A 23536-nucleotide genomic window follows, 5' to 3' on the forward strand; every position below is an offset into this window, starting at 1 on the left:
AGCGTCCTCGCTGAAAATTTGTTCTCAAAAGTAACTGGCGTTGACTTTTGGCACGCTGTTGAGTTCTCAAGGAACGGACGCTTCCTTCAGCCCCGTTTCACCGGGCCCTCCGGGCGCTTCCTTCTTTTTCCAGCTTAGCAGATCCGCCGACCGGTTTTTCCGCTTCCCGGCTGGAAAGTCGGGAGTCGCTCGTTTGCGACGTCCGCTACGTTAGCGCATTTTCCGGAGACCGGGAAATCCACTTCCGTTCGCAAATTCGCACACCAAAAAGAACTCGTTCCGGACCGGACAGACACCGGTGCCTACGAGACCGATCAAGTGAGTGAATCAGCTGCGGGTTGGTCACTTTGGACTGGTGCGGCGGAGCGACGCTCCGTACGACGCATCTGTCCGATTCAGGCGACTCGACCAACGTTAGACCCTGATGCCGCGATCGTCAAACACGAAGGGTGGAGACTCTGTCGAATCTCCACCCTTCGGGTGAACATGCTGGTCAACGGCTTGCGCCGGGGGCCCGACGGCGTAGCGTCAGCGCACCAGCTCGACCGCGGCGAGGTTGCGCTTGCCCCGGCGCAGCACCAGCCAGCGGCCGTGGAGCAGGTCGGCCGGCGTGGCCGGGGCGGCCTCGTCGTCGATCTTGTTGTTGTTGAGGTAGGCGCCACCCTCGTTGACCGTTCGGCGGGCGGCCGAACGGCTGGCGGAGAGGCCGGTGGCGACGAACAGGTCCACCAGTTCGCCGAGTTCGGACACCTGGGCGCTCGGCAGCTCGGCGACCGCGGCGGCCAGGGTGCGGTCGTCGAGTTCGGTCAGGTCGCCCTGGCCGAAGAGCGCCTTGGACGCGGCGACCGCGCGGTCGAGCTGGTCCTGGCCGTGGACGAGAACAGTCAGCTCCTCCGCGAGGGCTCGCTGGGCGGCGCGCTTGAACGGCGCCTCCTCCGTCTGCCGCTCCAGCTCCTCGATCTCCTCGCGCGACGTGAAGCTGAAGATGCGCAGGAACTTGGAGATGTCACGGTCGTCCGCGTTGAGCCAGAACTGGTAGAACGCGTACGGAGAGGTCAGGTCCGGGTCGAGCCAGACGGTGCCCGACTCGGTCTTGCCGAACTTGGTGCCGTCCGCCTTGGTGATCAGCGGAGTGGCCAGGGCGTGCGCGCTGACGCCCTCGGCCTTGCGGATCAGGTCGGTGCCGGCGGTCAGGTTGCCCCACTGGTCGCTGCCGCCGGTCTGCAGCATGCAGCCGTGGCGGCGGTACAGCTCCAGGAAGTCCAGTCCCTGGAGGACCTGGTAGCTGAACTCGGTGTAGCTGATGCCCGCGTCGGAGTTGAGCCGTCGGGCGACGGCCTCCTTCGCGATCATGTTGTTGACCCGGAAGTACTTGCCGATGTCACGCAGCAGGTTGATCGCGGACATCCCCGAGGTCCAGTCGAGGTTGTTCACCATCTGCGCGGCGTTGGGCCCCTCGAAGTCGAGGAAGCGCTCGATCTGGGCGCGCAGCCGCCCGACCCACTCGGCGACGGTCTCCGGGTCGTTGAGTACCCGCTCGGCGGTGGGCTTCGGGTCACCGATCAGGCCGGTGGCCCCACCGACGAGGCCCAGCGGCTTGTTGCCTGCCTGCTGGATCCGCTTCATGGTCAGGATCTGCACCAGGTTGCCCAGGTGGAGGCTGACCGCGGTCGGGTCGAAGCCGCAATAGAACGTGACCGGGCCGTCCGCGAAGGCCTTGCGCAAGGCGTCCTCGTCGGTGGACAGGGCGATGAGCCCACGCCACTGCAGCTCGTCGACGATGTCGGTCACGATCCCTCGTCTCTTCGTTCGTACGGTCGGCCTGGTCGGGAGTCGGTCAGCGCCGTGTCAGTGCCCTGTACAGGGTCGCTGAAAGAGTCCCGTCTTGGCTAATCCGATTCGAGGGGCGAACAGGGCAGCAGCGGAGTGACGACGGCTCACATGCGGACGACGAGGTCGGACAGCCCCTCGCGGATGGCGTCGCCGCTGGTGGGACCGAGCAGGGCGCGCTGGACCAGCAGGCCCTGGACGATGCCGATCACTGCCCGGACCAGGTGCTCGGCGCTGGCCCCACCGAGCGGTGTCGCGTGGTTCTTCAGGCGCTGTCCGTATTCGAGGAGTTCCTCGACCAGCTCAGCCCAGGCGGAGCGGAGCCGGTCGGTGAGTGCGGGGTTGTGCAGGCATTCGCTCCACACCTGGATGAGCAGGCGGGCGGAGCCGTCGCAGTCCTCGGCGAGCGCCGGGTTGGCGAGGATCCGGTCGAGCAGCTCGTTCACGGTCGGGAACGGCTCCGCCACGGCGGCGGCCACGATGATCCGGCCGAGCCGTCCGGCGGCGTCCGCGGCGACGTCGGCGATCAGCGCCTCCTTGCCGGAGAAGTAGCTGTAGACCGCTCCTGTCGACAGGCCGACGTCACCGGAGACGTCCTGCATCGACGCCGCCCGGAAGCCCTTGGCGAGGAAGCAGCGGCGGGCGCCGTCGAGGATCTGGCGACGGCGGCTGTCGCGGTACTGCGGAGAGACGCGGGCCACCGCGTTCCTCCTTTCCTGGTCAGGGGCGAGTGTCAGGAGCGGACGGTTCCGGCGGCCGGGGCTGCCTCGGCAGGCCGGGGGGCGGGGGCGGCCGGGGCGGGGGCCTTCGGCAGCAGCAGGGTGAGGCCGATCGTGGCCAGCAGCAACGCGATGTCGATGCCCGCCGTGATCTGGAGGCCCGAGGTGAAGTCGGCCCGGGTCGGGTGGGCCCCGACGGCGCCGAAGAGCACCGTGCCGAGAAGGGCGACGCCGGTGGCGTTGGCGAACTGCTGGCTGGTGGTAAGGACGCCGGCGGCGGCTCCGGCCTGGGCCTGCGGCACGCCCGCCAGCACCGAGCCCATCAGGGCCGGCATGACCAGGCCGTTGCCGAGTCCGACCAGGCCGAGCGGGGCGAGCATCCAGCCGACGGTGATGTCCGGGCCGAGCTGGTGCAGTTCGGCGAGCAGCGTGGCGACACCGACCGCACTGATCGCGGCGCCGAGCGCCAGGACGCGCAGGCCGTACTTGGCGACCAGCGGTCGACCGGCGACCGAGGTGACGCCCAGGAGCACGCCGAGCGGGGTGAAGGTGAGCCCGGCGGCGAGCGCGGAGAGGCCGAGGCCGGACTGGAGCAGCAGGGTGAGGGTGAAGATAAAGCTGCCGAAGAACGCCATGAAGGCGATGTTGACGATCAGTCCGCCGGTGAACGACCGGCTGCTGAACAGCTTGAGGTCGAGCAGCGGGGCACCGCCGCGGGCGGTGAGCCGCCGCTCCCAGGCAAGCGTGGCGGCCACGGCGGGAAGGGCGGCGATCATCAGGACCCACGTCCAGACCGGCCAGCCCGCGTCGCGGCCGAGCATCAGCGGGACCAGGATCAGCGCCAGGCTGGTGGACACGCCGAGCGCGCCGACCAGGTCGAGAGAGGTCCGCCGCTCGTTGGTGTGCCGGGGGACGAGGCGCAGTGCGCAGGCGATGGTGACCGCGCCGACCGGGACGTTGATCAGGAAGATGACGCGCCAGCCGAGCCCGAACAGGTTCGCGTCGAGCAGCATCCCGCCGAGGACCTGCCCGGCGACCGAGGCGAGCCCGGCGGTGACGCCGAACCAGGCCATGGTGCGGGGTCGTTCCGAAGGGGCGAACGGTGCGGTGATCAGCGCGAGGATCTGCGGCACCATCAGCGCGCCGGTGAGTCCCTGGGCCATGCGGGCGACGACGAGTTCGCCGGGGGTGACGGCGAGTCCGCAGAGCAGCGAGGCGACCGAGAAGGTGCCCAGGCCGATCAGGAACATACGGCGGTGGCTGAAGATGTCGCCGAGACGACCCCCGGTCACCATGCCGCTGCCGTAGGTGAAGGCGTAGCCGCCGACGATGAGCTCCAGGGCGACGTCGCCGGCGTGGAGTTGGCTGCGCAGCGAGGGCGCGGCAACGTTCACCACGAAGGTGTCGAACTGGGCCATGAAGGAGGCCAGCAGCACCACCGGCAGCATCAGCCAGCGGCGCGGGTCGGGACCGGGATCGGATGGGGTCATCGCAGAGTCACCTGTCTGTGGGTGAGTTGGCGGAGCGGCGCGCGTCGGTCGGCGATCAGTCGGCGATCAGTCGGTGCATCTCCGCCGTGTCGAAGACGTCCTCGAGCCGGGTGACGCGTCCGTCGCACAGGGTCCAGGAGTGGACGAAGCGGAGGGTGCCGGTCCTGCCGTTGTGAGCGGTCACATGGCGGCTGCCGAGGACGACGATGCGGTCGCCGTCGACGACGAACTCCTCGGGCACGACCTGCTGCCCTGCAAGCACGCTCGGCACCTTGGCGAGAAAGGACTTGACGCCCTCGTGCCCGACCTTGGTGCCGCCGACGCCGTAGGCGACCATGCCCTCGGGGTGGACCCAGTCGATGTCCGGGGCGAACGCGTCCAGCACGGAGGGCAGGTCCCGGCGGTCGAAGGCGGCGTAGACGCCGCGGACCAGCTCGAGGTTGGCGGTCGAGAGATCGGCGGTCGAGGTCATGGTGGTGCTCCTGTCGGTGAATCGGGTGGTGAACAGCGAAGGGACGGGTGGTCAGCTGTCGGCCGGGCCCGGGCCCGGGAGGGTGCGCAGGATCGGGCCCAGCAGCCGCGCCAGTTCGTCGGTCTCCGGTACGCCTCCCGAGCAGGGACGCCCTTGGACGGCGAGGAAGGGGACGCCAGCGGCGCCCAACAGCCGGGCGCGGCGCTCCTCGGCGTGCACGTGGTCGGCGAAAGCGTCTCCGGCCAGGACGGTGGCCGCCTCGTCGGCGTCCAGACCGACCTCGGCCGCGAGTGCGGCCAGGGTGGTGTGGGCGGAGAGGTCGATGCCCTCGCCGGTGAAGGCCCGCGCGAGTCGTTCGGTCAGTGTGGGTCGGAGTCCGCGGCGGTCGGCCCAGTGGGTCAGCCGGTGGGCGTCGAAGGTGTCGACCGGGCGGGCCTTGTCGAGGTGGTACTCGAGCCCCTCGGCGGCGGCCAGTTCGGTGACATAGGCGATGCGTTGCTGGACCTGACGGTGCGTCATGCCAGCGGCGGCGACATGCGCGGGCAGCAGCCGTCCGGCCCGGTACGGGACGGGAGGAGGGAGCGGCAGGCTGCGCAGCGAGACAGTGTCCTCGAAGCGGTGGCCGAGGCCGACCACTGCCCGCTCCAACCGCCGCCTGCCGATGGGACACCAGGGACACACCAGGTCAACCCACAGCTCCACGTGCATGCGCATTGCCACCCATCGTCGAAATCCGCCGCGACCAGCCGTGATCAGCAACAAGCTCACCATAGGATGCGAGCTAACTTTTAGAAAGTACGCACTTTTGGGTAAGCTCCCGCTATGACGGAAAGCATGCAGGTGAGCGCGGTTTCCGCCGATCAGATCGGCGATGTCTTCGACAGCGACTGCCCCGTCCGGACGGTGCTCAGCCATGTGGCGGGCCGCTGGGGCGTGCTGGTCCTGGCCGCTCTGGAGGGCGGCCCGCTGCGGTTCTTCGAGCTGAACGCCCGAATCGGCGGGATCAGCGACAAGATGCTCACCCAGACCCTGCGGACCCTCGTCCGCGACGGACTGGTGAGCCGTACCGTGCAGCCCTCGTCCCCGCCCAAGGTCTCGTACCAGCTCACCCTGGTCGGTGAGGACCTGACCGAGCCGTTGCTCCAGCTTCTCGACCGGATCAGGGAGCGCACCGCCGACGTGATCGCGGCCCAGCAGAGCCACGACACCCAGGCAGCCTCCGCCTGACGTCCCACGTCAGACCGGGGGTGGTCCGAGAATCTGGCACTCTCCCGGAGAACTGGCGAAGTGCGTCTCGCGATCTTTGCCTCTCTTCGAGTGCATGTTCATTCTGGCAAGGGCCGCCGCCTCACAGCTGTCGGCGGCCCTTCCCAGGCACTTGTGAGAGGCAGGACGATGACCATTCTGGAATCCCTCCCTGCGGAGACCGGCGTCGCACCCCCGGCGCAGGAGGCCCGCAATGTTGCCGACCTGCTCGTGCTGGCGGCCCGTCAGGTCCCGGACCGGGGGGTGCGGTACAGCCTGACCGGGCAGGTGACGGAGGGTCGGCTGCAGACCTACCCGGAGCTGCTCGACGACGCCCGTCGCATCCTGGCCGGGTTGCACGCCCGCGGGGCCGGGCCCGGCCGGACCGTCGCGCTCCTGCTGGAGCGGCCGGACGAGTTCCTGCCCGCCTTCTGGGCCTGTCTGCTGGGCGGCATGCCCGCCTGCCCGATGGTGCCCATCCGTAACGACCCGCAGCGCTGGGCCGCCCAACTCACCCACGCCGGAGCGCTGCTGGACGAGCCGCTGTTGGTGACCTCCGGTCGGCTGCGCGCCGAACTGCCGGACGTGCCCGGTCTGGAGGTGGCCGACCTGGCCGACCTCGAAGCCACGTCCATACCCGCGGACCTGGAGATCCACCAGGCGAAGCCCGCCGATGTGGCCCTGCTGGTGCTGACCTCCGGGTCCACCGGGAACTCCAAGGCCGTCATGCTCAGCCACGCCAACCTGCTCGCGTCGATGCGTGCCAAGGCCGAGGTCCAAGGCCTCACCGGCGAGGACGTGACGCTCAACTGGATCTCCTACGACCACGTCGCGGCGCTGCTGGAGGCCCATCTGCTGCCGCTCTCGGTCGGCGCGACGCAGCTGCACACCACTCCGGACACGATCCTCGGCGACCCGCTGCGCTTCCTCAGGCTGATCGACGCGCACCGGGTGACGATGACGTTCACGCCGAACTTCCTGCTGGGGCTGATCAACCGGGCGCTCTCCCAGCTTCCGGAGGACCTGCGGCTCGACCTGTCCAGCCTGCGCCGGATCATCTCCGGCGGCGAGGCGAACCTGGTCAGCACCGGCGCGGCCTTCCTGGACGCGCTCGCCCCCTACGGGCTGGACCGCGGCGTGCTGTGGCCCGCATTCGGGATGACGGAGACCTGCGCGGGCAGCATCTACAACCGGACCTTCCCCGCGGGCGATGCGGGCGCCGAGTTCGCGGCCGTGGGCCGCCCCGTGACCGGGCTGAGCATCCGCGTGGTCGAGGACGGTGGCCACCGCTCGCTGGCTGACGGCGAGGTCGGCGAGGTCCAGCTCTACGGGCCGATGGTCACCGAGGGCTACCTGAACAACAACCGGGCCACCGAGGACGCCTTCACCGCCGACGGCTGGTTCCGCACCGGAGACCTGGGGCGGCTGACCGACGGTCGGCTGAGCCTGGTCGGCCGCAGCAAGGACAGCATCATCGTCAACGGGGTCAACTACTTCAGCCACGAGATGGAGTCGCTGCTGGAGGAGCTCGACGGCATCGACAAGTCGTACGTGGCGGCCTTCCCGACCCGTCCCGAGGGCAGCGACACCGAGCAGTTGGTGATCGCGTTCGCCACCACGCTGCCCGCGGACGACGAGGCCGAGCTGCACCGGCTGCTGATCGCGGTGCGCAACAGCGTGGTGATGGCCTGGGGGTTCCGGCCCTCGCTGCTGCTGCCGCTGCCGAAGGAGGCGTTCCCCAAGACCAGCCTCGGCAAGATCCAGCGCCCGCTGATGCGGTCCCGGCTGGAGTCCGGCGCCTACGCCGCGCAGCAGGAGGCCGTGGCGGACCTGGTGACCCGTCAGCTCGGTGGCCACGTGGCCCCGGAGGGCGAGCTCGAGACCGCACTGGCCGGGATCTATGCCGAGTTGTTCGAGGTCGCGCCGGACGCGATCAGCGCCACGGCCAGCTTCTTCGACCTGGGAGGCACCTCACTGGACATCCTGCGGCTGAAGCGGCTGCTCGGCGTCCGGCTCGGGGTCGAGGACCTGCCGGTGCTGGCGATCCTCACCGCGCCGAGTGTCCGGGCCCTGTCCGGGCGGCTGGAGGCCGGTTCGGCGGCGGACGAGGGCGTCTACGACCCGATCGTGCCGCTGCAGACCAGTGGCGAGAAGACGCCGCTCTTCTGCGTCCACCCCGGCGTCGGCGAGGTCCTCGTCTTCGTCAACCTGGCCAAGTACTTCGTCCACGAGCGCCCCTTCTACGCGCTGCGGGCACGCGGTTTCAACCCCGGGGAGAAGCCGTTCGAGAGCTTCGCCGAGATGGCCCGCAGCTACGCCGACGCGATCCGCGCCAAGCAGCCGCACGGCCCGTACGCGCTGGCCGGCTACTCCTTCGGCGCGGCGGTGGCCTTCGAGGTCGCCAAGCTGCTGGAGGCGGAGGGGGAGCGGGTCGACTTCCTCGGCAGCTTCAACCTGCCCCCGCACATCAAGTACCGGATGGACGAGCTGGACTTCATCGAGACGGCCGTCAACCTGGCGATGTTCCTGGACCTGATCTCGAAGCAGCAGGCGAAGGAGCTGCCCGAGCAGCTGCGTCCGCTGAGCAAGGAGGAGCAGCTCGCGCACCTGATCCGGATCGCGCCGCCGGAGCGGCTGGCCGAACTCGACCTGGACCTGCCGCGGTTCACCGCCTGGGCCGACCTCGCCGACGGCCTGACCGGCCTCGGCCGGACGTACCAGCCGAGCGGTCAGGTGCGGTCGATGAGCATCTTCTACGCGATCCCGCTGCGCGGCACCAAGCAGGACTGGCTGAACAAGGAAGTGCGGCGCTGGGACGACTTCACCGTCGAGCCGAACCGCTTCCTCGACGTCCCCGGCGAGCACTACACGCTGATGGGCCCGAAGCACGTGGCCAACTTCCAGAGCATCCTGCGCGCCGAGCTCGACCGGGCGCTCGACGCCAAGTAGCAGCACCGGCAGGGCGCCGGAGTAAGCAGCAGGTCCGTACAGATGAGGAACAGTTGATGCACGGAAAGAAGATCCTGATCACCGGGGGCACCGGCCAGGCGGCCCGTCCGGTCGCGGAAGCGCTCGCCGCCGACAACGAGGTCTGGTGCCTGGGCCGCTTCGGCACGCCGGGCGTGGAGGACGAACTGCGCGCGCAGGGCATCACCACCTACCACTGGGACATGGGCGAGGACACCCTCGAATCGCTGCCGGACGACTTCACGCACGTCATGCACTCGGCCGTGCACCGCGGCTACGACGGCGACTTCGACACCGCGATCGAGGTCAACTCGGTCGCGGTGGGCCGGCTGATGACCCACTGCCAGAAGGCCGAGGCCTTCCTGCACGTGTCCACCGGCGCCTTCTACAAGCGCCAGACGCTGGACCACCAGTACAAGGAGACCGACCCGCTGGACGGGGTGGCCGAGTGGCTGCCCACCTACCCGGTCTGCAAGATCGCCGCGGAGGGCACGGCCCGCGCCTACGCCCGGACGCTGGGGCTGCCGACCACCATCGCCCGGCTCAACATCTCCTATGGGCCCGCCTCCTACGGCGGCGTGCCGGTGATGTACTTCAAGCAGATGTTGGCGGGCGAGCCGATCCAGATCCCGGTCGAGGGACAGAACTGGGCCTCGCTGATCCACACCGACGACCTGGTCCACCAGGTGCCGCTGCTGTGGGGCATCGCCTCGACGCCTGCCACAGTGGTCAACTGGGGCGGCGACGAGCCCGTCGGGATGACCGACTGTGCCCGGTACATGGAGGAACTCACCGGCGTGGAGGCCAAGTTCGCCAAGAGCGAGGTCACCCGCGAGACCTACGCCTTCGACAGCACCAGGCGCCGAGCCCTGATCGGCGACTGCACGGTCGAGTGGCACGACGGCATCCGACGCACTCTCGAGGCACACTTCCCCGACGTCCGGCTGACGGAGGTCCCGGCATGAGCGACCAGCAGACCGGCGCAACGGACCTTGCAGACCCGGCCGAGGTGGAAAAGCGCATCCGCGCCGCGTACGAGGCGTTCCACCGGCGGGACGTCGAGGGGATCCTCGCATTCTTCGACCCCGAGGTGGTCTGGGTCCACCCCGACGGTATGCGCGACGTGGGACTGGGCGGCCCCAAGCACGGGCACGCCGGGATGCGCGAGTTCCTCGCGCACGTGCCGACCCGTCTCGGCGGGATGCGGCTGGAGCCGCAGGAGTTCCTGGTCTTCGGCCGACGCGTGATCGTCCTCGGCACCCGGGAGGTGAAGGCGCTCGACGGCCGCACCGCGACCCTGAAGTTCGTCCACTCCTGGACGCTGGAGAACGGCAAGGCCGTGCTGTTCGAGGACTACTTCGACACCGTCGAGATGCGCCGGCTCATCGACCTGCCCACCGCGGAGGCGCGGGAGGAGACCCGATGAGCACCGAGGACCCACGCGTGCTCTACGTCCCGGCGGGCGGCGGCGCGAGCCGCTGGGTGTTCGGCGACCGCTACACGTTCAAGGCGGACGCAAAGGACACCGGAGGCGCCTTCAGCCTGCTGGAGGCCGTCGTCCCCGCCGACGCCGGGCCGCCGCCGCACATCCACCACCATGCCGACGAGGCGTTCTACGTCCTGGACGGCGCGATCGAGTTCACCGACGGCGAGGAGAAGCACGTCGTGGAGCGCGGGGGCTTCGTCTTCGTCCCGCGCGGCAGCGTCCACGGCTTCCGCAACCTCGGCCCCGACCCGGTGAAGATGCTCGGTTGGTTCACCCCCGGTGGCACGGAGGGCTTCTTCCAGGAGCTCGGCGTGCCCGCGGTGGCGGGCGAACCCGCTCCGCCGGACCCACAGCGGCTCACCGACGCCGAGGACGCGTTGAAGATCCTGACGAAGTACCACTCGCAGTACCTCTGAGCCGCCTGCCGCCGAGTCGCAGCATCGGGGAGAAGATGACCGAGAACCGTGCCGCCCACGCCGGTCCGCAGCGCGACACCTGCCAGGTGTGGTGGGCCCGGCCGTCGCAGGTGCCCGCGGACCTGGTGGACATCCTCAGTCCCGCCGAACACGAGCGCCGCGCCGCGACCGGGCTCCCGGCGGACCGGGACCGCTTCACCGCCGCCGCGGTGATCCTGCGGCTGGCACTCGGGGCACTGCTCGGCCTCCCGCCAGACCGGGTGCCGGTCGACCGGGTCTGTCCGGACTGCGCCTTCCCTCACGGGCGCCCACGGCTGCCGGGGGTGCCCGGCGTGGACTGCTCGATCGCCCACAGCTCACGGCTGACCGCCGTGGCGGTGTGTCAGGGCCGCCGGATCGGAATCGACGTCGAGGACGCCGTCGAACCGGAGGAGCTGGACGATCTGGCCCGGATGGCGCTCACCGCCCGTGAGTCGGTGGCGCTCGCCCGCTGTCCCCGGCGGGACCGGCCGCGCCACCTGGCCCAGGTGTGGACGGCCAAGGAGGCCGTGCTCAAGGCGACCGGGCACGGGCTGCGGATCTGTCCCGGGCTGGTGGAGGTCCGCGCCGACCGGGGCGGGCTGCGGGTGATCGCCCTGCCCCCGCTGCCCTCGCTCACGCGGGGAGCGGCACTGCACCGGCTGCGGCCGGTCGGGGCGGTGGCCACCCTGGCGGCGCTCGGCCCGGGGCCGCTCCGGGTGCGCGAGCATCCGGCGGCGGCCCTGTACGACGCGGCTCTTCACGAGACGGCCGCGCACCAGGAGGTGCTCGCCCGCCGGGCCGTCAGCCAGGGCGCCCGGACCGGCCCATCGCAGCGAGGAGTCCGATGACCATGCACGACAGCTGTACCCCTGTGGTCCGGGCGGTCCGCGGCGCCACCCGGGCGGACGCGGACGAGCCCGCGCTGATCGAGGCGGCCACCGGCGAGCTGCTCACCGCGCTCATGGAAGGCAACGGGCTCGTCGGCGACGACCTCATCAGCATTCTGTTCACCGTCACCCCCGACCTGACGTCCGCCTACCCCGCACGCGCGGCGCGGGAGTTGGGGCTGACCGAGGTGCCACTGATGTGCGCGACGGAGATCCCCGTGCCCGGGGCGCTCACCCGCACCATCCGGGTCCTGGCCCATGTGTACACGTCCCGCTCCCGGGCGTCACTCCGCCATGTGTACCTCGGTGGCACCGCCGTCCTCAGGCCGGATCTGGCCGCCGTACCGGCGGACCGAACCGGCTCCCTCCCGCAAGGAGACTGACCATGTCCACCAGCAGCCACGAGATACTCGCCCCCGTTCCGATCGACGCGGCGGTGCCGCTGCGTCCCCACGACGGCCGCGGGGCTTGGGAGTCGGCGACCGCCCGGCAGCAGCCCGACTGGCACGACCCGCTCCGCGCAGCCGCCGTCCGCGCCGAACTCGCGCACCTGCCGGGCCTGGTGGCCTGGGAGGAGGTGCAGGTGCTGCGCATGCTGCTGGCCCAGGCCGCGGAGGGCAACTACCAGGTCATCCAGGCCGGGGACTGCGCCGAGGATCCGGCCGAGTGCGAGTCCGGACAGGTAGCCCGCAAGGTCGGCCTGCTCGACGCCCTGGCCGGGGTGATGAAGGTGAACACCGGCAAGCCGGTGATCCGCATCGGCCGGATCGCCGGACAGTTCGCCAAGCCCCGCAGCTCCCCGACCGAGACCGTCGACGGCCGGGAGTTGCCGGTGTACCGCGGCCACCTGGTCAACTCGCCCGCCCCGACGGCCCAGGACCGCCGGGCGGACCCGGAGCGGATGCTCTCCTGCTACCAGGCCGCCTATCGCGCCACCTCCTTCCTGCGGCAACGCACCGGCGGCTGGACGCCGCCGACCGGGGCCCCCGTGTGGACCAGCCACGAGGCGCTGGTGCTGGACTACGAACTCCCGCTGCTGCGCCGCACCCCGACCGGCCAGACCATGCTGGCCTCCACCCACCTGCCCTGGATCGGTGAGCGGACCCGCCAACTGGACGGCCCCCACGTCCAGATGCTCGCCGAGGTGGCCAACCCCGTCGGCTGCAAGGTCGGGCCGACCATGACGCCGCAGGAGTTGGTGGCGCTGTGCGACCGGCTCGACCCGGGCCGCGAGCCCGGACGGCTCACCCTGATCGCGCGGATGGGCGCGGCGCGGGCCGGCGTGGCCCTGCCACCGCTGGTCGCCGCCGTCCGCGCGGCCGGACACCCGGTGGCCTGGTTGTGCGACCCGATGCACGGCAACACCGTCACGTCGCCGAGCGGGCACAAGACCCGCACGGTGGAGACGCTGATCGCCGAGGTGGTGGCCTTCCAGCAGGCCGTGGCCGAGGGCGGCAGCACCGCGGCCGGGCTGCACCTGGAGGCCACGCCCGACGCGGTCACCGAATGCGGCTGGAGCGGCTCCGACCTCGACCGCGTGGGCGAGCGCTACACCACGCTGTGCGACCCGCGGCTCAACCCCCAGCAGGCGATCGCCGTCGCCGGCTCCTGGGGAGCGGTGGGAGGACTGCGGTGACGCACACCGCCTATCTGGGACCGTCCGGTTCCTTCACCGAGGCCGCGTTGGCCGGTCTGGGGACACCGCGCGACCGGGCGGTGCCGTACGCGAGTGTTCAGCAGGCGCTGGCGGCGGCCCGTACCGGAGCGGCGGATGCGGCCGTGGTGCCCTGGGAGAACTCGGTCGAGGGCCCGGTCACCGCCACCGTCGACGCCCTGGCCCGGCATCCGGGCCTGAGCATCACCGGCGAGACGCTGCTGCGGGTGGAGTTCGTGCTCGCCGCGCCGTCGGGCCACGCGTCCGCCCCCGTCCGACGGGTGCTGACGCATCCGCACGCCCACGCGCAGTGCCGCGACTGGCTGGAGGAGCGCCTCCCGCACGCGGAGTTCGTCCCGACCGGTTCCACCGCCGAGGCCGCACGCACCGTGGCCGAGGCGGGCGTGCCGGGCGACGCGGCGATCGCCGCGCCCGCCACCGCGGCCGGCTACGGGCTCGACCTGCTGGCCGAGGGCATCGGTGACCGACCCGACGCCGTGACGCGGTTCGTCCGGGTCGTTCGGGTCAGCCTGGAGGGCCGGGACGGCCGGGACGACCCCCTGCCCGCGCCGACCGGCGAGGACCGCAGTACCCTGTTCGTCCCATTGGCCGGACCGGTCGGCGAACTCCAGGACGTACTACGGGAGTTCACCCGGACCCGGACCCCGCTGACCGCGGTGCTGCCGCGACCGGCCGGGGACGGTCTGGGCCGCTACTCCTTCCTGCTGGAGTGCGAGGGCCACATCGACCAGCCCGCCGTACGCACCACGGTCGACGCCCTGCGCCGACGCTTCACGAAGACCCGGTTCCTCGGCAGCTACCCACGTGCCGTGACCCGTCCGCTGCTCACCCCGACAACTCCGACTCCGACTCTCCCAAGGTGATCCCTGTGACCTCCGCACCCGTCTCCCCGGACCTGCTCTCCCTGGCCTCCGCCGCCCAGGACCTGCTCTTCCGTGAGGCCCACACCGCCCATGCCTTCACCGACGAGCCCGTCGGCGAGGAAGCGATCGCGGCCGTCTTCGACCTGATCAAGTACGCGCCGACCTCGCTGAACAGCCAGCCCCTGCGCGGCGTCCTGGTCCGCCCCGGCGCGGCGCGCGAGCGGCTGGTCGAGCTGATGAACCCGAACAACCGGGCCAAGACCGGCCAGGCGCCGCTGACCGCGATCCTGGCCGCCGACCTCGACTTCCACGAGACGCTGCCGCGTCTGGTCCCGCACCTGCCCAACGCGCGTGACTTCTTCGCGGACCCGAAGACCCGGCACGAGGGCGCGGTGCTCAACGCGGCGCTGCAGATCGGCTACTTCGTCCTTGGCGTGCGCGCGGCCGGTCTCGCGGCCGGACCGATGTCCGGCTTCGACGCCGAGGGTGTGGCCAAGGAGTTCTTCCCGGACGAGCCGTACCGGCCGCTGGTGGTGGTCAACATCGGCCACCCCGCACCGGACGCCTTCCGACCGCGCGCGCCGCGGCTGGAGTTCACCGAGGTTTTCCGCACCGTCTGACCGGCCGCACCTTCCAACATGGCAATGAAACGCCAGTGTTAACAGAACATCAGAAACCGGTCAGGTCATTGCAGTCCCGATCTTGCCCGAGGAAAGGTTGGCCTACGATCCTACGGTGAGCTCAGCGGTTCACCGAACGAGCTCTTTGGACGACTACGAGGGGAGGACCCGCGATGACCGCCGGTGTCCGTCGACCAAGGTTCGGCCGCCCACTCCAGGGCGAGGCCGATGCGGAGCTGTACGAGGCACTGCTGGCACCGCTGCGCAGACGCGGCCAGCGGATCTACGCCATGCAGTACCTGCGGGGTCTACTGACCACGAACGGTCGCAAGACCATCCGCAGGATCGCCTCCAGTGCGGAGGACGGCGCGACGAGCCACGCACTGCACCATTTCATCAGCGACTCGCCCTGGGACTGGGGGCAGGTGCGCCGCTCGGTGGCGCGGCAGTTGGACGAGGAGGTCCGGCCCCGCGCCTGGGTCGTCGCGCCGTTGGTGATCCCGAAGTCCGGGCCGCACTCGGTCGGCGTGGACAGCATGTTCGTGCCGCACCTGGGTGCGCAGACCACGGGCCAGCGCTCCTACGGCGTCTGGCTCGCCCGCGAGGAGGCGAGCTATCCGGTCAACTGGCGGCTGCACCTGCCCGACCACTGGCTGCAGGACGCCCGGCGGCGTGAGGCGGGCATCCCCGCGCACGTCGGCTCCTCCTCGCTGGGCAGCTGCGTCGCCCGTGCGGTGCTCGACACCGCCTCGTGGGGACTGGAGCGCCGCCCGGTCGTCATCGACGCCCGGGAGGCGAACCCGCTCGACGTCGTCGGCGAACTCACCGCCGCCGACGTGCCGTTCCTGCTCAAGGTCCGCTGCTCCACCCACGTGCTGACGGGCCAGGCCCTGGCCGCCGCCGAGGCCGGTTCGGGCGGGGGCTCCGGTTCCCGCTCCGCCACGGTCCTGCACCTCGCCGCCGGACTGCACGCCGGGCGCCACCACGTGGCCTGGAAGTCGCCGCAGACCCGCTCGGTCACCTCCTCGCTGGCCTCCGCCACACCGGTGCGGCTGGCCGGGGCGGCCGACGGGCCCGGCCTGGTGCTGCTCTGCGAGTGGCGGGGGTCCCGGGGTCGGCCGTCCGGGTTCTGGCTGTCGTCCATGGTGGGGCAGTCGCCCGACCAGCTGCTGCGGCTGAGCAAACTGGCGCTCCAGGTCGCTTCGGACACCGCGGACACCGGCACCGACGTCGGCCTCTACGACTACGAGGGCCGCACCTACCGGGGCTGGCACCACCACATGACGCTGGCGTCGACCGCCCATGCGGCGGTGATGCTGGCGGCCGACGCGGAGCACCACGAGTCCGAGGAGCTCGCGGGAGACCTGCGCCACTCGGCCTGACGTGCACTCATGTACTCATTGAGCAAGTCCGCGAGAGATCGGGACAGATCGAGAAACGGGGAGGGTCCTGCATGAGGTTCCACCATGTCGGCGTCAGTGTCGCCGACATCGACCGCTCGCTCGAGTGGTACCAGAAGGTGCTCGGCTTCGAACGGGGATACGGCTTCGAGGAACCGGGCAAGGGACTGCGCGGAGTCTTCGCGGTCGGGCCCGACGGGCTGAGCGTCGAGCTGCTCGAACGCGAGGGTTCCACCCCGGGCAACCGTGAGGCCAGCCCGTTCAAGGCGAGCGAGGTGCACGGCTACCACCACCTGTGCCTGGAGGTCGAGGAGCTCGACTCCGCGTACGACGAGGCGGTGACGGCGGGCGCCCGCGCGGTCTGGGAGCCGCACCAGTCCCCGGACCCGAGCCTGCGCGTCGCCTACATCGCGGACCTGGACGGCAACTTCATCGAGCTGCTGCAGCGCGTCGCCGCCTGACCGGCCGACAGGCGGGCGGGGACGGACGGGCCGGCGGGCGGGCGGGCGGGCGGGCGAGGGCCGTGCTATGCCCGGCGCACCCGGGGTGTGTGCCTCCGGTACGGGCTGACGCTGGCCTCGCCCGCGATCCAGAAGCGCCACGGCGTCTCGTGTGCCCGCGAGACGCCGGTGCGCGGGCCGCTCAGCACGGTCAGGTCCGCCGCCGGCTCGGCCGACCCGCCAAGCTCGGCCGGCTCGTGCAGGCGCACAGGTGACTCCGGGTCACACAGGTCGACGCCGTTGACGGTGCGGTCGATCCCGAGGGCCCGCGTCAGCCTTCCCGGTCCTCTGGCCAGGTCCGCGGGACGCTTGGCCGAGGGTCGACGCCCGGCCGCGTGCGCGTGTCCCTGAATGATCTCGCCCGCCCGGATGAGCACCGCCTGGGACTCCCCCGTCCGGCCGCAGACGACGTTGACGGCGTGGTGCATCCCGTAGATCCAGTACACGTAGAGGTGGCCGGCCTCGCCGAACATCACCTCGGTCCTGGGCGTGGGTCCCTTCCAGCCGTGGGACGCAGGATCGTCGACGCCCTCGTAGGCCTCGACCTCGGTGATCCGCAGGGCCAGCACCTGGTCCTCCTCCTCGCAGACCAGGACCCGGCCGAGCAGTTCGGGCGCGACCTCGTGGGCGACGCGCGCCAGAAGGCCACGCGGAACGACTGAGCCGAAGGCACCACCCGGTTCCTGCGGCACGGCAACTGGTTTCGACACACCGCGAGACTAGGCTGATCGCCGGACTTCCAGCGAATCAGTTCCAGCGATTCCCTTCCAGCGAACCAGTTCCGCCGAACCACAGGAGGCTGACGACATGTCGGAGCCCAAGCGGCGTCCGCTCCCCCACGACTTCCATCCGCCGGTCGCGTCGATCACCGTCACCAGTGACGACATCTCCGACGGCGCGGTCCTGCCCGACGCGCAGGTCTACGCGCACGGGAACACCTCGCCGCAGCTGCGCTGGTCCGGGGCCCCGGCCGGGACCAAGAGCTTCGCGGTCACCTGCTACGACCCGGACGCGCCGACCGGGAGCGGTTTCTGGCACTGGACCGTCTTCGACATCCCCGCCGACGTCACCGAGTTGCCGACCGGAGCCGGGAGCGGGGACTTCAAGGGCCTGCCGGCCGGGGCCGTGCAGGTGCGCAACGACTACGGGACGCGGGACTTCGGCGGGGCCGCGCCGCCGCCCGGGGACGGGCCGCACCGGTACGTGTTCACCGTCTACGCCGTGGACCAGGAGAAACTCGACCCGGACGCCGACGCGTCGCCCGCCGTGGTCGGGTTCAACCTGCGCTTCCACGCGATCGGGCGCGGTCAGCTGATCGCGGAGTACGAGCACCCGTGACGACCTGGTACGCGATGGCCGTAAGCGTCTCGTCGACCTGACCGTAACTCCCAGGTCACCGAAATTGCGTTGTCCCGGCATCCGGGCCGCCCGCAGAGTGGACCCACCGTCCACCTGGGGCGGACCGGGAACCGGGAGGTGGCTGGGCCATGCGCAAGACTCTGGTGCTGAACGCGACGTACGAGCCGCTGGCGGCGGTGACACTGCAGCGCGCGGTGGTGCTGGTACTCCAGGACAAGGCCGTGGTCGAGCACGCCCACCCGGTGCGACGGGTGCGCGGTAGCACGGTGGAAGTACCGCTGCCACGGGTCGTCAGACTCAAGCGGTACGTACGGGTGCCGTTCCGACAACGGGCGGCGTGGTCGCGGCGCGGTGTGCTGGCCCGGGACAACTTCCGGTGCGCGTACTGCGGCCGGCGGGCCACGACGGTCGACCACGTGCTGCCGCGGTCGCGCGGCGGGCAGGACACCTGGCTGAACACGGTGGCGGCCTGCGCGGCGGACAACCACCGCAAGGCGGACCGGACTCCGGAGCAGGCCGGCATGAAGCTGCTGCACCGCCCTTTCGAGCCGACACCCGACGCTGCGCTGATCGCCGCGCTCGGGCTGACCGTCGACGGACGCCCCGTGGTCCGGGGCTGGGACGAGGCGGCCTAACGGCGGGACGGCGAGGCGGCGTAACGGCGAGGCACTGCCTGGCCTGGCCTGGCCGTCCGCTCAGCTGGCGGCGGTCCAGGCGGTGACGGCTGTGTTGTAGCTGCCGGTGTACTCCGGCAGCGACACCACCGTGCTGTCCCGGTAGAGCACCCGGCCCGAGCCGAGGAGCGAGCCGGTGCCCTGCGGGAAGGTTCCGCCGACCGTCTCCGTGCCCGAGGTCAGGTCGAAGTGGCTGAGGCGGGCGGGCTGGCCGAGCCGTTCGTCGGTGGCGACGACCGCGTCGTTGCCGTCGATGCCGACCGGCACGCCCGCGCCCTTCTCCTGGGCGGTGGTGCGCCACAGCTGCTTGCCGCTGACCAGGTCGAACGCGGCGATCACGGCGGGCCCGGAGGCGGCTGAGGAGGACTGCGCCGACGGGTTGATCGCCGCGACCACGGTGTTCCCGGAGAAGAAGAGCGCCGGGTCCGGGTCGAAGCTGCCGTGGGTCGAGTCGATGGTGCCGCCGGACTGGGAGACGGGGATGGTCGCCTCGGGGTTGCCCTTGTCGTCCCACGCCTTCAGCTCGTCCTGGGTGGAGTCGGTCATGTGGACGCTGACCACCGCCGGGCTGGCCGACAGGACGGTGTACGACTGGGCGTTGGCAGGCAGGCCCCGGTACCAGATCAGGTTGCCGCTGTTCGGGTCCAGCGACAGGATCTGCTGCTTGATCGAGGTGTCCGCGCAGGTGCTCTGGACCAGCAGCGCGGTGCCGCTGCCGTTGCCGGACAGCGCGCAGTACTTCCCCGGTCCGCCGTAGTTCCAGGACTGCTTGCCGGTGGCCACGTCGTAGCCGGTGGCGGAGTTGCCGACGGCCACGACCTTGGTGTCCGTCACCATCACGGACGCGCCGAAGCTGTTGCCGTTGCCGCCCGCGAGTGTCGCCTTCCACTTGGCCTGGCCGCTGGAGGTGTCCACCGCGACCACCTCGGAGCAGGCCTGGCCGCTGCCCGGCTGGGACTGGAAGACCACCGCGCCGATGCCCGCGCTGTTGACCGAGCTCGACATCGCGCAGGGGACGGCGCCGCTGCTGGGCGGCGTCACACTCCAGAGCTTGTGGCCGTCGGTGGTGGAGTAGGCGGTGACGCCGAGTCCGTCGCCGCGCACGACCGCGTCGCCGAGCAGCCAGGCGCCGACCAGACCGTCGTTGGCGCTGCCGCCGTTGGCGGTCGCTCCGGCGTCGGCCGGGGCGGCCCAGGACTTGGTGTGGTTGACGCCGATGTTCGCCTGCGGCTGGGCGGCGGCGTCGGCGGCGCTGCTGTTCGACGAGGATCCGCCGGAACCGCTCCCGGCGACCCAGATGCCCGCGCCGCCCAGCACGACCAGCGCGACGGCGGCGATGCCGACGCGCGTCAGCAGGGTCCTGCGGTCGCCGTTCGGCCCGCCTCCGAAGGCGGCGAGGGCCCGGTCACGCAGAGCTGACACCCCGTCACCTCGCGGCGCGGAGGCGGCTCCCCGGCCGCGCCGTTCGCGTCGGCTGACGGCGGTGGCGCCGACCGGGTCGGGGCCGGTCGCATCCGGGTCGGTCACGCCGGATTCGGGATCGGCGTCCGCCGGGAGGCCGGAGTGGAGGGCCGATTCCTGCTCGGGAGCCGTCGCCTGGGCCGGGAAGGGGATGTCCGCGCCGATGCCGTTGCCGGCGCCGCCACCCGTGCCGTCCGCCGTCCAGTAGGGCTGCTCGGCGGCCTGCGCGTCCTGGCCGTAGTAGGCGTACTGCTGCGCGTCGTACGTCTGCGGGTCGTACGTCTGCGCCTGGTCCGGTGCGGCGTAGGGGTAGGGCTGCTGGTAGCCGGAGGGGTCGTAGTAACTGCCGTCGTACGCGCCCGCGCCCTCGTAGGTGCCTGCGTACGTCCCGTCGTACGTGCCCTCGTAGCCGGTGGGTTGGGCGTAGTAGCCCTCGGTCGGCGGCGGGACCTGCTGCTCGGCATAGGCGGAGTAGTCGTACTGCTGCGCACCGTAGGGGTCGTACGGCTGCTGCTGCCAGTACTGCTGGTGCTCCTGCGGGCTATCGCCCGGCATCCCGGTGGTGTCGTCTCGTTCCATGGGTGTCGTACCGCTCCCGCCTGCCTGATGCGCGAGCCAGCATCTCATGCCTCCGCGTGGGCGGCGGCATCGATGAGAGCGGCGAGCCTCAGGTCCAGGGCGGTGACCCCGCCCGAGGAGTGGGTGGAGAGCGTGAAGTGCAGGTTCCGCCAACGGATGTCGATGTCCGGGTGATGATCCATCGCCTCGGCCTGCCCGGCGACGGCGACGACGATGCGGATCGCCGCCGGGAAGTCCTTGGCCTGCACGGTCCGCCGGATCGAGTCGCCGTCGCGGTGCCACTCGGGCAGGGACCGGAGCCCGTCGGTGAGTTGCTCGTCGGTGAGGAGGTCACGCGTACTCATGCGCAGCACGCTACTCGCCGGGAACGCACGAGACCCCGGCGCGCGTGACGGCGCGCCGGGGTCTCCTGACGGACTCAGCGGAGCTGTGGGCTCACTCGGGGTCGAGCTCGGGGCGCTCGGTGCGCTTGTCCAGGTTCGGGCCGCCGTTGGCGGCAGCGACCGCCGCGCCGTCGGCCGGGCCACCCATGCCGGGGATGCCACTCTTCGGGCTCATTCCGGCGAAGGCGCCGCCGACACCCTTGAGCGCCTCGCCGACCTCGCTGGGGATGATCCAGAGCTTGTTGGCGTCGCCCTGGGCGATCTGCGGGAGGGTCTCCAGGTACTTGTACGCGAGCAGCTTCTGGTCGGCGTCGCCGGAGTGGATGGCGTCGAAGACGGTGCGGATCGCGGCCGCCTCACCGTCGGCGCGCAGCACGGCGGCCTGCGCCTCGCCCTCGGCCTGGAGCACGTCGGCCTGCTTCTTGCCCTCGGCCTTGAGGATCGCCGACTGCCGCTCACCCTCGGCCTGGAGGATCGCCGCGCGCTTGTCACGGTCGGCGCGCATCTGCTTCTCCATCGAGTCCTGGATGGAGGTCGGCGGCTCGATCGCCTTGAGCTCGACGCGGTTGACCCGGATGCCCCACTTGCCGGTGGCCTCGTCCAGCACTCCGCGCAGACCGGCGTTGATGGTCTCGCGGGAGGTGAGGGTCGACTCCAGGTCCATCGAGCCGATGATGTTGCGCAGCGTGGTGATGGTCAGCTGCTCGATGGCCTGCAGGTAGCTCTGCACCTCGTAGGTGGCCGCGCGCGGGTCGGTGACCTGGAAGTAGATCACCGTGTCGATGTTCACCACCAGGTTGTCCTGGGTGATCACCGGCTGCGGCGGGAACGGCTGGACCTGCTCGCGCAGGTCCAGGCGGTTGCGCACGGTGTCTATGAACGGCACCACGATGTTGAGCCCGGCGTTGAGCGTGCGCGTGTACCGGCCGAAGCGCTCCACGATGGCCGCCTGGGCCTGCGGGATCACCTGGATCGTCCGCAGCAGGACGACGAACACGAACACCGCCACGATGACCAGGACGATGATCACGGTTTCCACAGGGACTCCCTCGACAGACCCTCGAACAACTTGACGCTGTGTGGTTTTGACGTTGTGTGGCTAGGTACCCAGACAAACGGCCCGCAACGCGGCCGGAACAGGGGCGCGCAGAGCATGTCAGAGCACGACGGCGGTCGCACCGTCGATCTCCGCGACGCTGACCTTCTCCCCCGGCTCGAAGACCTGCCCCGTCGCGAGCGTTCGAGCGGACCAGATCTCGCCCTTGAGCTTGATCCGTCCGTCGTGCTCGTCGACGCGTTCCAGCACGACGGCCTCCGCCCCCTTCAGTGCCTCGATCCCGTGCCGGACCGAAACAGCGCTCCGCCGTTGGCGTTTGGCGATCGGTCGGACGAAGACGAGAAGACCGAGGGTGGTGGCGAGGAAGACGACGAACTGCAGCACGATCCCGCCGCCGAGCCCGGCCGTCAGCGACGCCGCGCCCGCCCCGATCCCGAACATGACGAACTCGAGCGCGGCGGTGTGCACCACGGGGGCGCACAGCAACACCGCGACCAGCAGCCACCATGCCCAACTCTCCACGGGGACCATGGTAGTTGCGCGACTGGTCCGCCGTCAGGAATCGGAGGCAAAGATCATCACAACAAGGGCACGACGGACAGCCTCGGAAAAAACGGTGCGTCAGCCGAGGGGAAGGCCGCGGGCGGCCCAGCGGCCGTCCTCGTGCTCCAGGGTCAGCGGCAGGCCGAAGCAGAGCGAGAGGTTTCGGGCGCTCAGCGTCTCGTGGATCGGACCGGCGGCCAGCACCTTGCCCTGACGGATCATCAGCACGTGGGTGAAGCCCGGCGGGATCTCCTCGACGTGGTGGGTCACCATGATCATCGCCGGGGCGATCGGATCCTGGGCCAGCGCACCGAGACGGCGGACCAGGTCCTCACGACCGCCGAGGTCCAGACCGGCGGCGGGCTCGTCGAGGAGCAGCAGCTCCGGGTCGGTCATCAGCGCGCGGGCGATGAGGGTGCGCTTGCGCTCGCCCTCGGAGAGCGTGCCGAACTTGCGGTCGGTGTAGTCGGCCATGCCGAGCAGGTCGAGCAGCAGCCGGGCACGGGACTCGTCGGTCTGCTCGTAGGTCTCGCGCCAGTGCGCGGTCATGCCGTACGCGGCGGTGAGGACGGTCTCCAGCACCGTCTGCCGCCTGGGCAGCTTGTCGGCCATCGCGGCGCCGGCCAGGCCGATCCGGGGGCGCAGGTCGAAGACGTCGACGGAGCCGAGCTTGTCACCGAGGATCGCGGCGGTGCCGGAGCTGGGGAAGAGGTAGCTGGCGGCGACCTGCAGCAGCGTCGTCTTGCCGGCCCCGTTCGGACCGAGGACGACCCAGCGCTCGCCCTCCGCGACCGCCCAGGACACCTGTTCCACCAGCGGACGTCCGTCCCGGATCACGGAAACGTCCACCAGCTCCAGCACGTCGCTCATTGCGTACGCCTTCCCCAAT

General features: G+C 70.8%; 25 protein-coding genes. 14 read left to right on the forward strand and 11 right to left on the reverse strand.

Annotated features, from left to right (window positions below; all coding sequences use genetic code 11):
- Positions 1-528 precede the first annotated feature (528 nt).
- The 5 genes from tyrS to ABH940_RS21830 form a co-directional block, all read right to left on the reverse strand.
- Positions 529-1791 carry a tyrosine--tRNA ligase gene (gene tyrS, locus ABH940_RS21810; protein ID WP_370106000.1) on the reverse strand — a complete coding sequence of 421 codons (1263 nt, stop codon included), beginning with the start codon at positions 1789-1791 and terminating at the stop codon, positions 529-531.
- A 146-nt stretch (positions 1792-1937) separates the two neighbouring features.
- The gene (locus ABH940_RS21815; protein ID WP_370069624.1) at positions 1938-2531 is read right to left on the reverse strand and encodes a TetR/AcrR family transcriptional regulator; all 594 of its coding nucleotides are present in this window, start codon (positions 2529-2531) and stop codon (positions 1938-1940) included.
- Positions 2532-2563: 32 nt separating this feature from the next.
- Complete coding sequence (locus tag ABH940_RS21820; protein ID WP_370069622.1) at positions 2564-4039, reverse strand: MFS transporter; 1476 nt, start codon at positions 4037-4039, stop codon at positions 2564-2566.
- 55 nt (positions 4040-4094) lie between these two features.
- On the reverse strand, positions 4095-4511 hold the full coding sequence (locus tag ABH940_RS21825) for a nuclear transport factor 2 family protein (RefSeq protein ID WP_370069620.1): 417 nt from the start codon (positions 4509-4511) through the stop codon (positions 4095-4097).
- Between the two features lie 51 nt (positions 4512-4562).
- A complete protein-coding gene (locus ABH940_RS21830) occupies positions 4563-5225 on the reverse strand; it encodes a DsbA family oxidoreductase (RefSeq protein WP_370106001.1) in 663 nt (220 codons plus the stop codon).
- A 108-nt stretch (positions 5226-5333) separates the two neighbouring features.
- Here ABH940_RS21830 and ABH940_RS21835 point away from each other — a divergent pair, with 108 nt between their 5' ends.
- The 12 genes from ABH940_RS21835 to ABH940_RS21890 all read left to right on the forward strand — a co-directional run bounded on the left by ABH940_RS21835 (position 5334) and on the right by ABH940_RS21890 (position 16552).
- Positions 5334-5738 carry a winged helix-turn-helix transcriptional regulator gene (locus ABH940_RS21835; RefSeq protein ID WP_370069616.1) on the forward strand — a complete coding sequence of 135 codons (405 nt, stop codon included), beginning with the start codon at positions 5334-5336 and terminating at the stop codon, positions 5736-5738.
- Positions 5739-5906: 168 nt separating this feature from the next.
- The gene (locus ABH940_RS21840; protein WP_370106002.1) at positions 5907-8705 is read left to right on the forward strand and encodes an AMP-binding protein; all 2799 of its coding nucleotides are present in this window, start codon (positions 5907-5909) and stop codon (positions 8703-8705) included.
- A 56-nt stretch (positions 8706-8761) separates the two neighbouring features.
- Positions 8762-9688 (forward strand): NAD-dependent epimerase/dehydratase family protein, encoded by a 927-nt coding sequence (locus tag ABH940_RS21845; protein WP_370106003.1) that lies wholly within the window; start codon positions 8762-8764, stop codon positions 9686-9688.
- Positions 9685-10149: a nuclear transport factor 2 family protein gene (locus tag ABH940_RS21850; protein WP_370106004.1), complete on the forward strand. Its 465-nt coding sequence runs from the start codon at positions 9685-9687 to the stop codon at positions 10147-10149. The genes ABH940_RS21845 and ABH940_RS21850 overlap by 4 nt, the downstream gene beginning before the upstream one ends.
- The gene (locus tag ABH940_RS21855; protein WP_370069608.1) at positions 10146-10625 is read left to right on the forward strand and encodes a quercetin 2,3-dioxygenase; all 480 of its coding nucleotides are present in this window, start codon (positions 10146-10148) and stop codon (positions 10623-10625) included. Before ABH940_RS21850 ends, ABH940_RS21855 begins: the two co-directional genes overlap by 4 nt.
- A 35-nt stretch (positions 10626-10660) precedes the next feature.
- On the forward strand, positions 10661-11494 hold the full coding sequence (locus ABH940_RS21860) for a 4'-phosphopantetheinyl transferase superfamily protein (RefSeq protein WP_370069606.1): 834 nt from the start codon (positions 10661-10663) through the stop codon (positions 11492-11494).
- Positions 11491-11916: a chorismate mutase gene (gene aroH / locus ABH940_RS21865; RefSeq protein ID WP_370069604.1), complete on the forward strand. Its 426-nt coding sequence runs from the start codon at positions 11491-11493 to the stop codon at positions 11914-11916. Before ABH940_RS21860 ends, aroH begins: the two co-directional genes overlap by 4 nt.
- Positions 11917-11918: 2 nt before the next feature.
- Positions 11919-13169: a 3-deoxy-7-phosphoheptulonate synthase gene (locus ABH940_RS21870; protein WP_370106005.1), complete on the forward strand. Its 1251-nt coding sequence runs from the start codon at positions 11919-11921 to the stop codon at positions 13167-13169.
- Positions 13166-14071 (forward strand): prephenate dehydratase, encoded by a 906-nt coding sequence (gene pheA / locus ABH940_RS21875; RefSeq protein ID WP_370069600.1) that lies wholly within the window; start codon positions 13166-13168, stop codon positions 14069-14071. The genes ABH940_RS21870 and pheA overlap by 4 nt, the downstream gene beginning before the upstream one ends.
- 5 nt (positions 14072-14076) lie before the next feature.
- Positions 14077-14691 carry a malonic semialdehyde reductase gene (locus ABH940_RS21880; RefSeq protein WP_370069598.1) on the forward strand — a complete coding sequence of 205 codons (615 nt, stop codon included), beginning with the start codon at positions 14077-14079 and terminating at the stop codon, positions 14689-14691.
- 173 nt (positions 14692-14864) lie between these two features.
- Positions 14865-16073, forward strand: coding sequence for an IS701 family transposase (locus tag ABH940_RS21885; RefSeq protein WP_370069596.1), 1209 nt, complete (start codon positions 14865-14867; stop codon positions 16071-16073).
- A 71-nt stretch (positions 16074-16144) separates the two neighbouring features.
- Positions 16145-16552, forward strand: coding sequence for a VOC family protein (locus tag ABH940_RS21890; RefSeq protein WP_370069594.1), 408 nt, complete (start codon positions 16145-16147; stop codon positions 16550-16552).
- Positions 16553-16617: 65 nt separating this feature from the next.
- Here the strand turns inward: ABH940_RS21890 and ABH940_RS21895 are convergent, their stop codons facing one another.
- Complete coding sequence (locus ABH940_RS21895; protein WP_370069592.1) at positions 16618-17301, reverse strand: DNA-3-methyladenine glycosylase; 684 nt, start codon at positions 17299-17301, stop codon at positions 16618-16620.
- Between the two features lie 97 nt (positions 17302-17398).
- Here ABH940_RS21895 and ABH940_RS21900 point away from each other — a divergent pair, with 97 nt between their 5' ends.
- Together ABH940_RS21900 and ABH940_RS21905 are read left to right on the forward strand one after the other, a co-directional pair.
- The gene (locus ABH940_RS21900; RefSeq protein ID WP_370069590.1) at positions 17399-17929 is read left to right on the forward strand and encodes a YbhB/YbcL family Raf kinase inhibitor-like protein; all 531 of its coding nucleotides are present in this window, start codon (positions 17399-17401) and stop codon (positions 17927-17929) included.
- Positions 17930-18078: 149 nt separating this feature from the next.
- Complete coding sequence (locus ABH940_RS21905) at positions 18079-18585, forward strand: HNH endonuclease (protein ID WP_370069588.1); 507 nt, start codon at positions 18079-18081, stop codon at positions 18583-18585.
- A 60-nt stretch (positions 18586-18645) separates the two neighbouring features.
- On the opposite strand, the gene ABH940_RS21910 is transcribed toward ABH940_RS21905, so the two are convergent.
- From ABH940_RS21910 to ABH940_RS21930, 5 genes are all read right to left on the reverse strand, one after another.
- Positions 18646-20664, reverse strand: coding sequence for a PQQ-binding-like beta-propeller repeat protein (locus tag ABH940_RS21910; protein WP_370069586.1), 2019 nt, complete (start codon positions 20662-20664; stop codon positions 18646-18648).
- A 44-nt stretch (positions 20665-20708) separates the two neighbouring features.
- Entirely contained in the window at positions 20709-21008 is a 300-nt protein-coding gene (locus tag ABH940_RS21915) for a 4a-hydroxytetrahydrobiopterin dehydratase (RefSeq protein ID WP_370069584.1), read from the reverse strand.
- Between the two features lie 91 nt (positions 21009-21099).
- On the reverse strand, positions 21100-22086 hold the full coding sequence (locus ABH940_RS21920; protein ID WP_370069582.1) for an SPFH domain-containing protein: 987 nt from the start codon (positions 22084-22086) through the stop codon (positions 21100-21102).
- 117 nt (positions 22087-22203) lie between these two features.
- A complete protein-coding gene (locus tag ABH940_RS21925; RefSeq protein WP_370069580.1) occupies positions 22204-22635 on the reverse strand; it encodes an NfeD family protein in 432 nt (143 codons plus the stop codon).
- Between the two features lie 90 nt (positions 22636-22725).
- Positions 22726-23517 (reverse strand): ABC transporter ATP-binding protein, encoded by a 792-nt coding sequence (locus ABH940_RS21930; RefSeq protein WP_370069578.1) that lies wholly within the window; start codon positions 23515-23517, stop codon positions 22726-22728.
- Between the last annotated feature and the right edge of the window lie 19 nt (positions 23518-23536).

The sequence above is a fragment of the Streptacidiphilus sp. BW17 genome (genome assembly GCF_041262485.1).
Lineage (GTDB): Bacteria > Actinomycetota > Actinomycetes > Streptomycetales > Streptomycetaceae > Streptacidiphilus.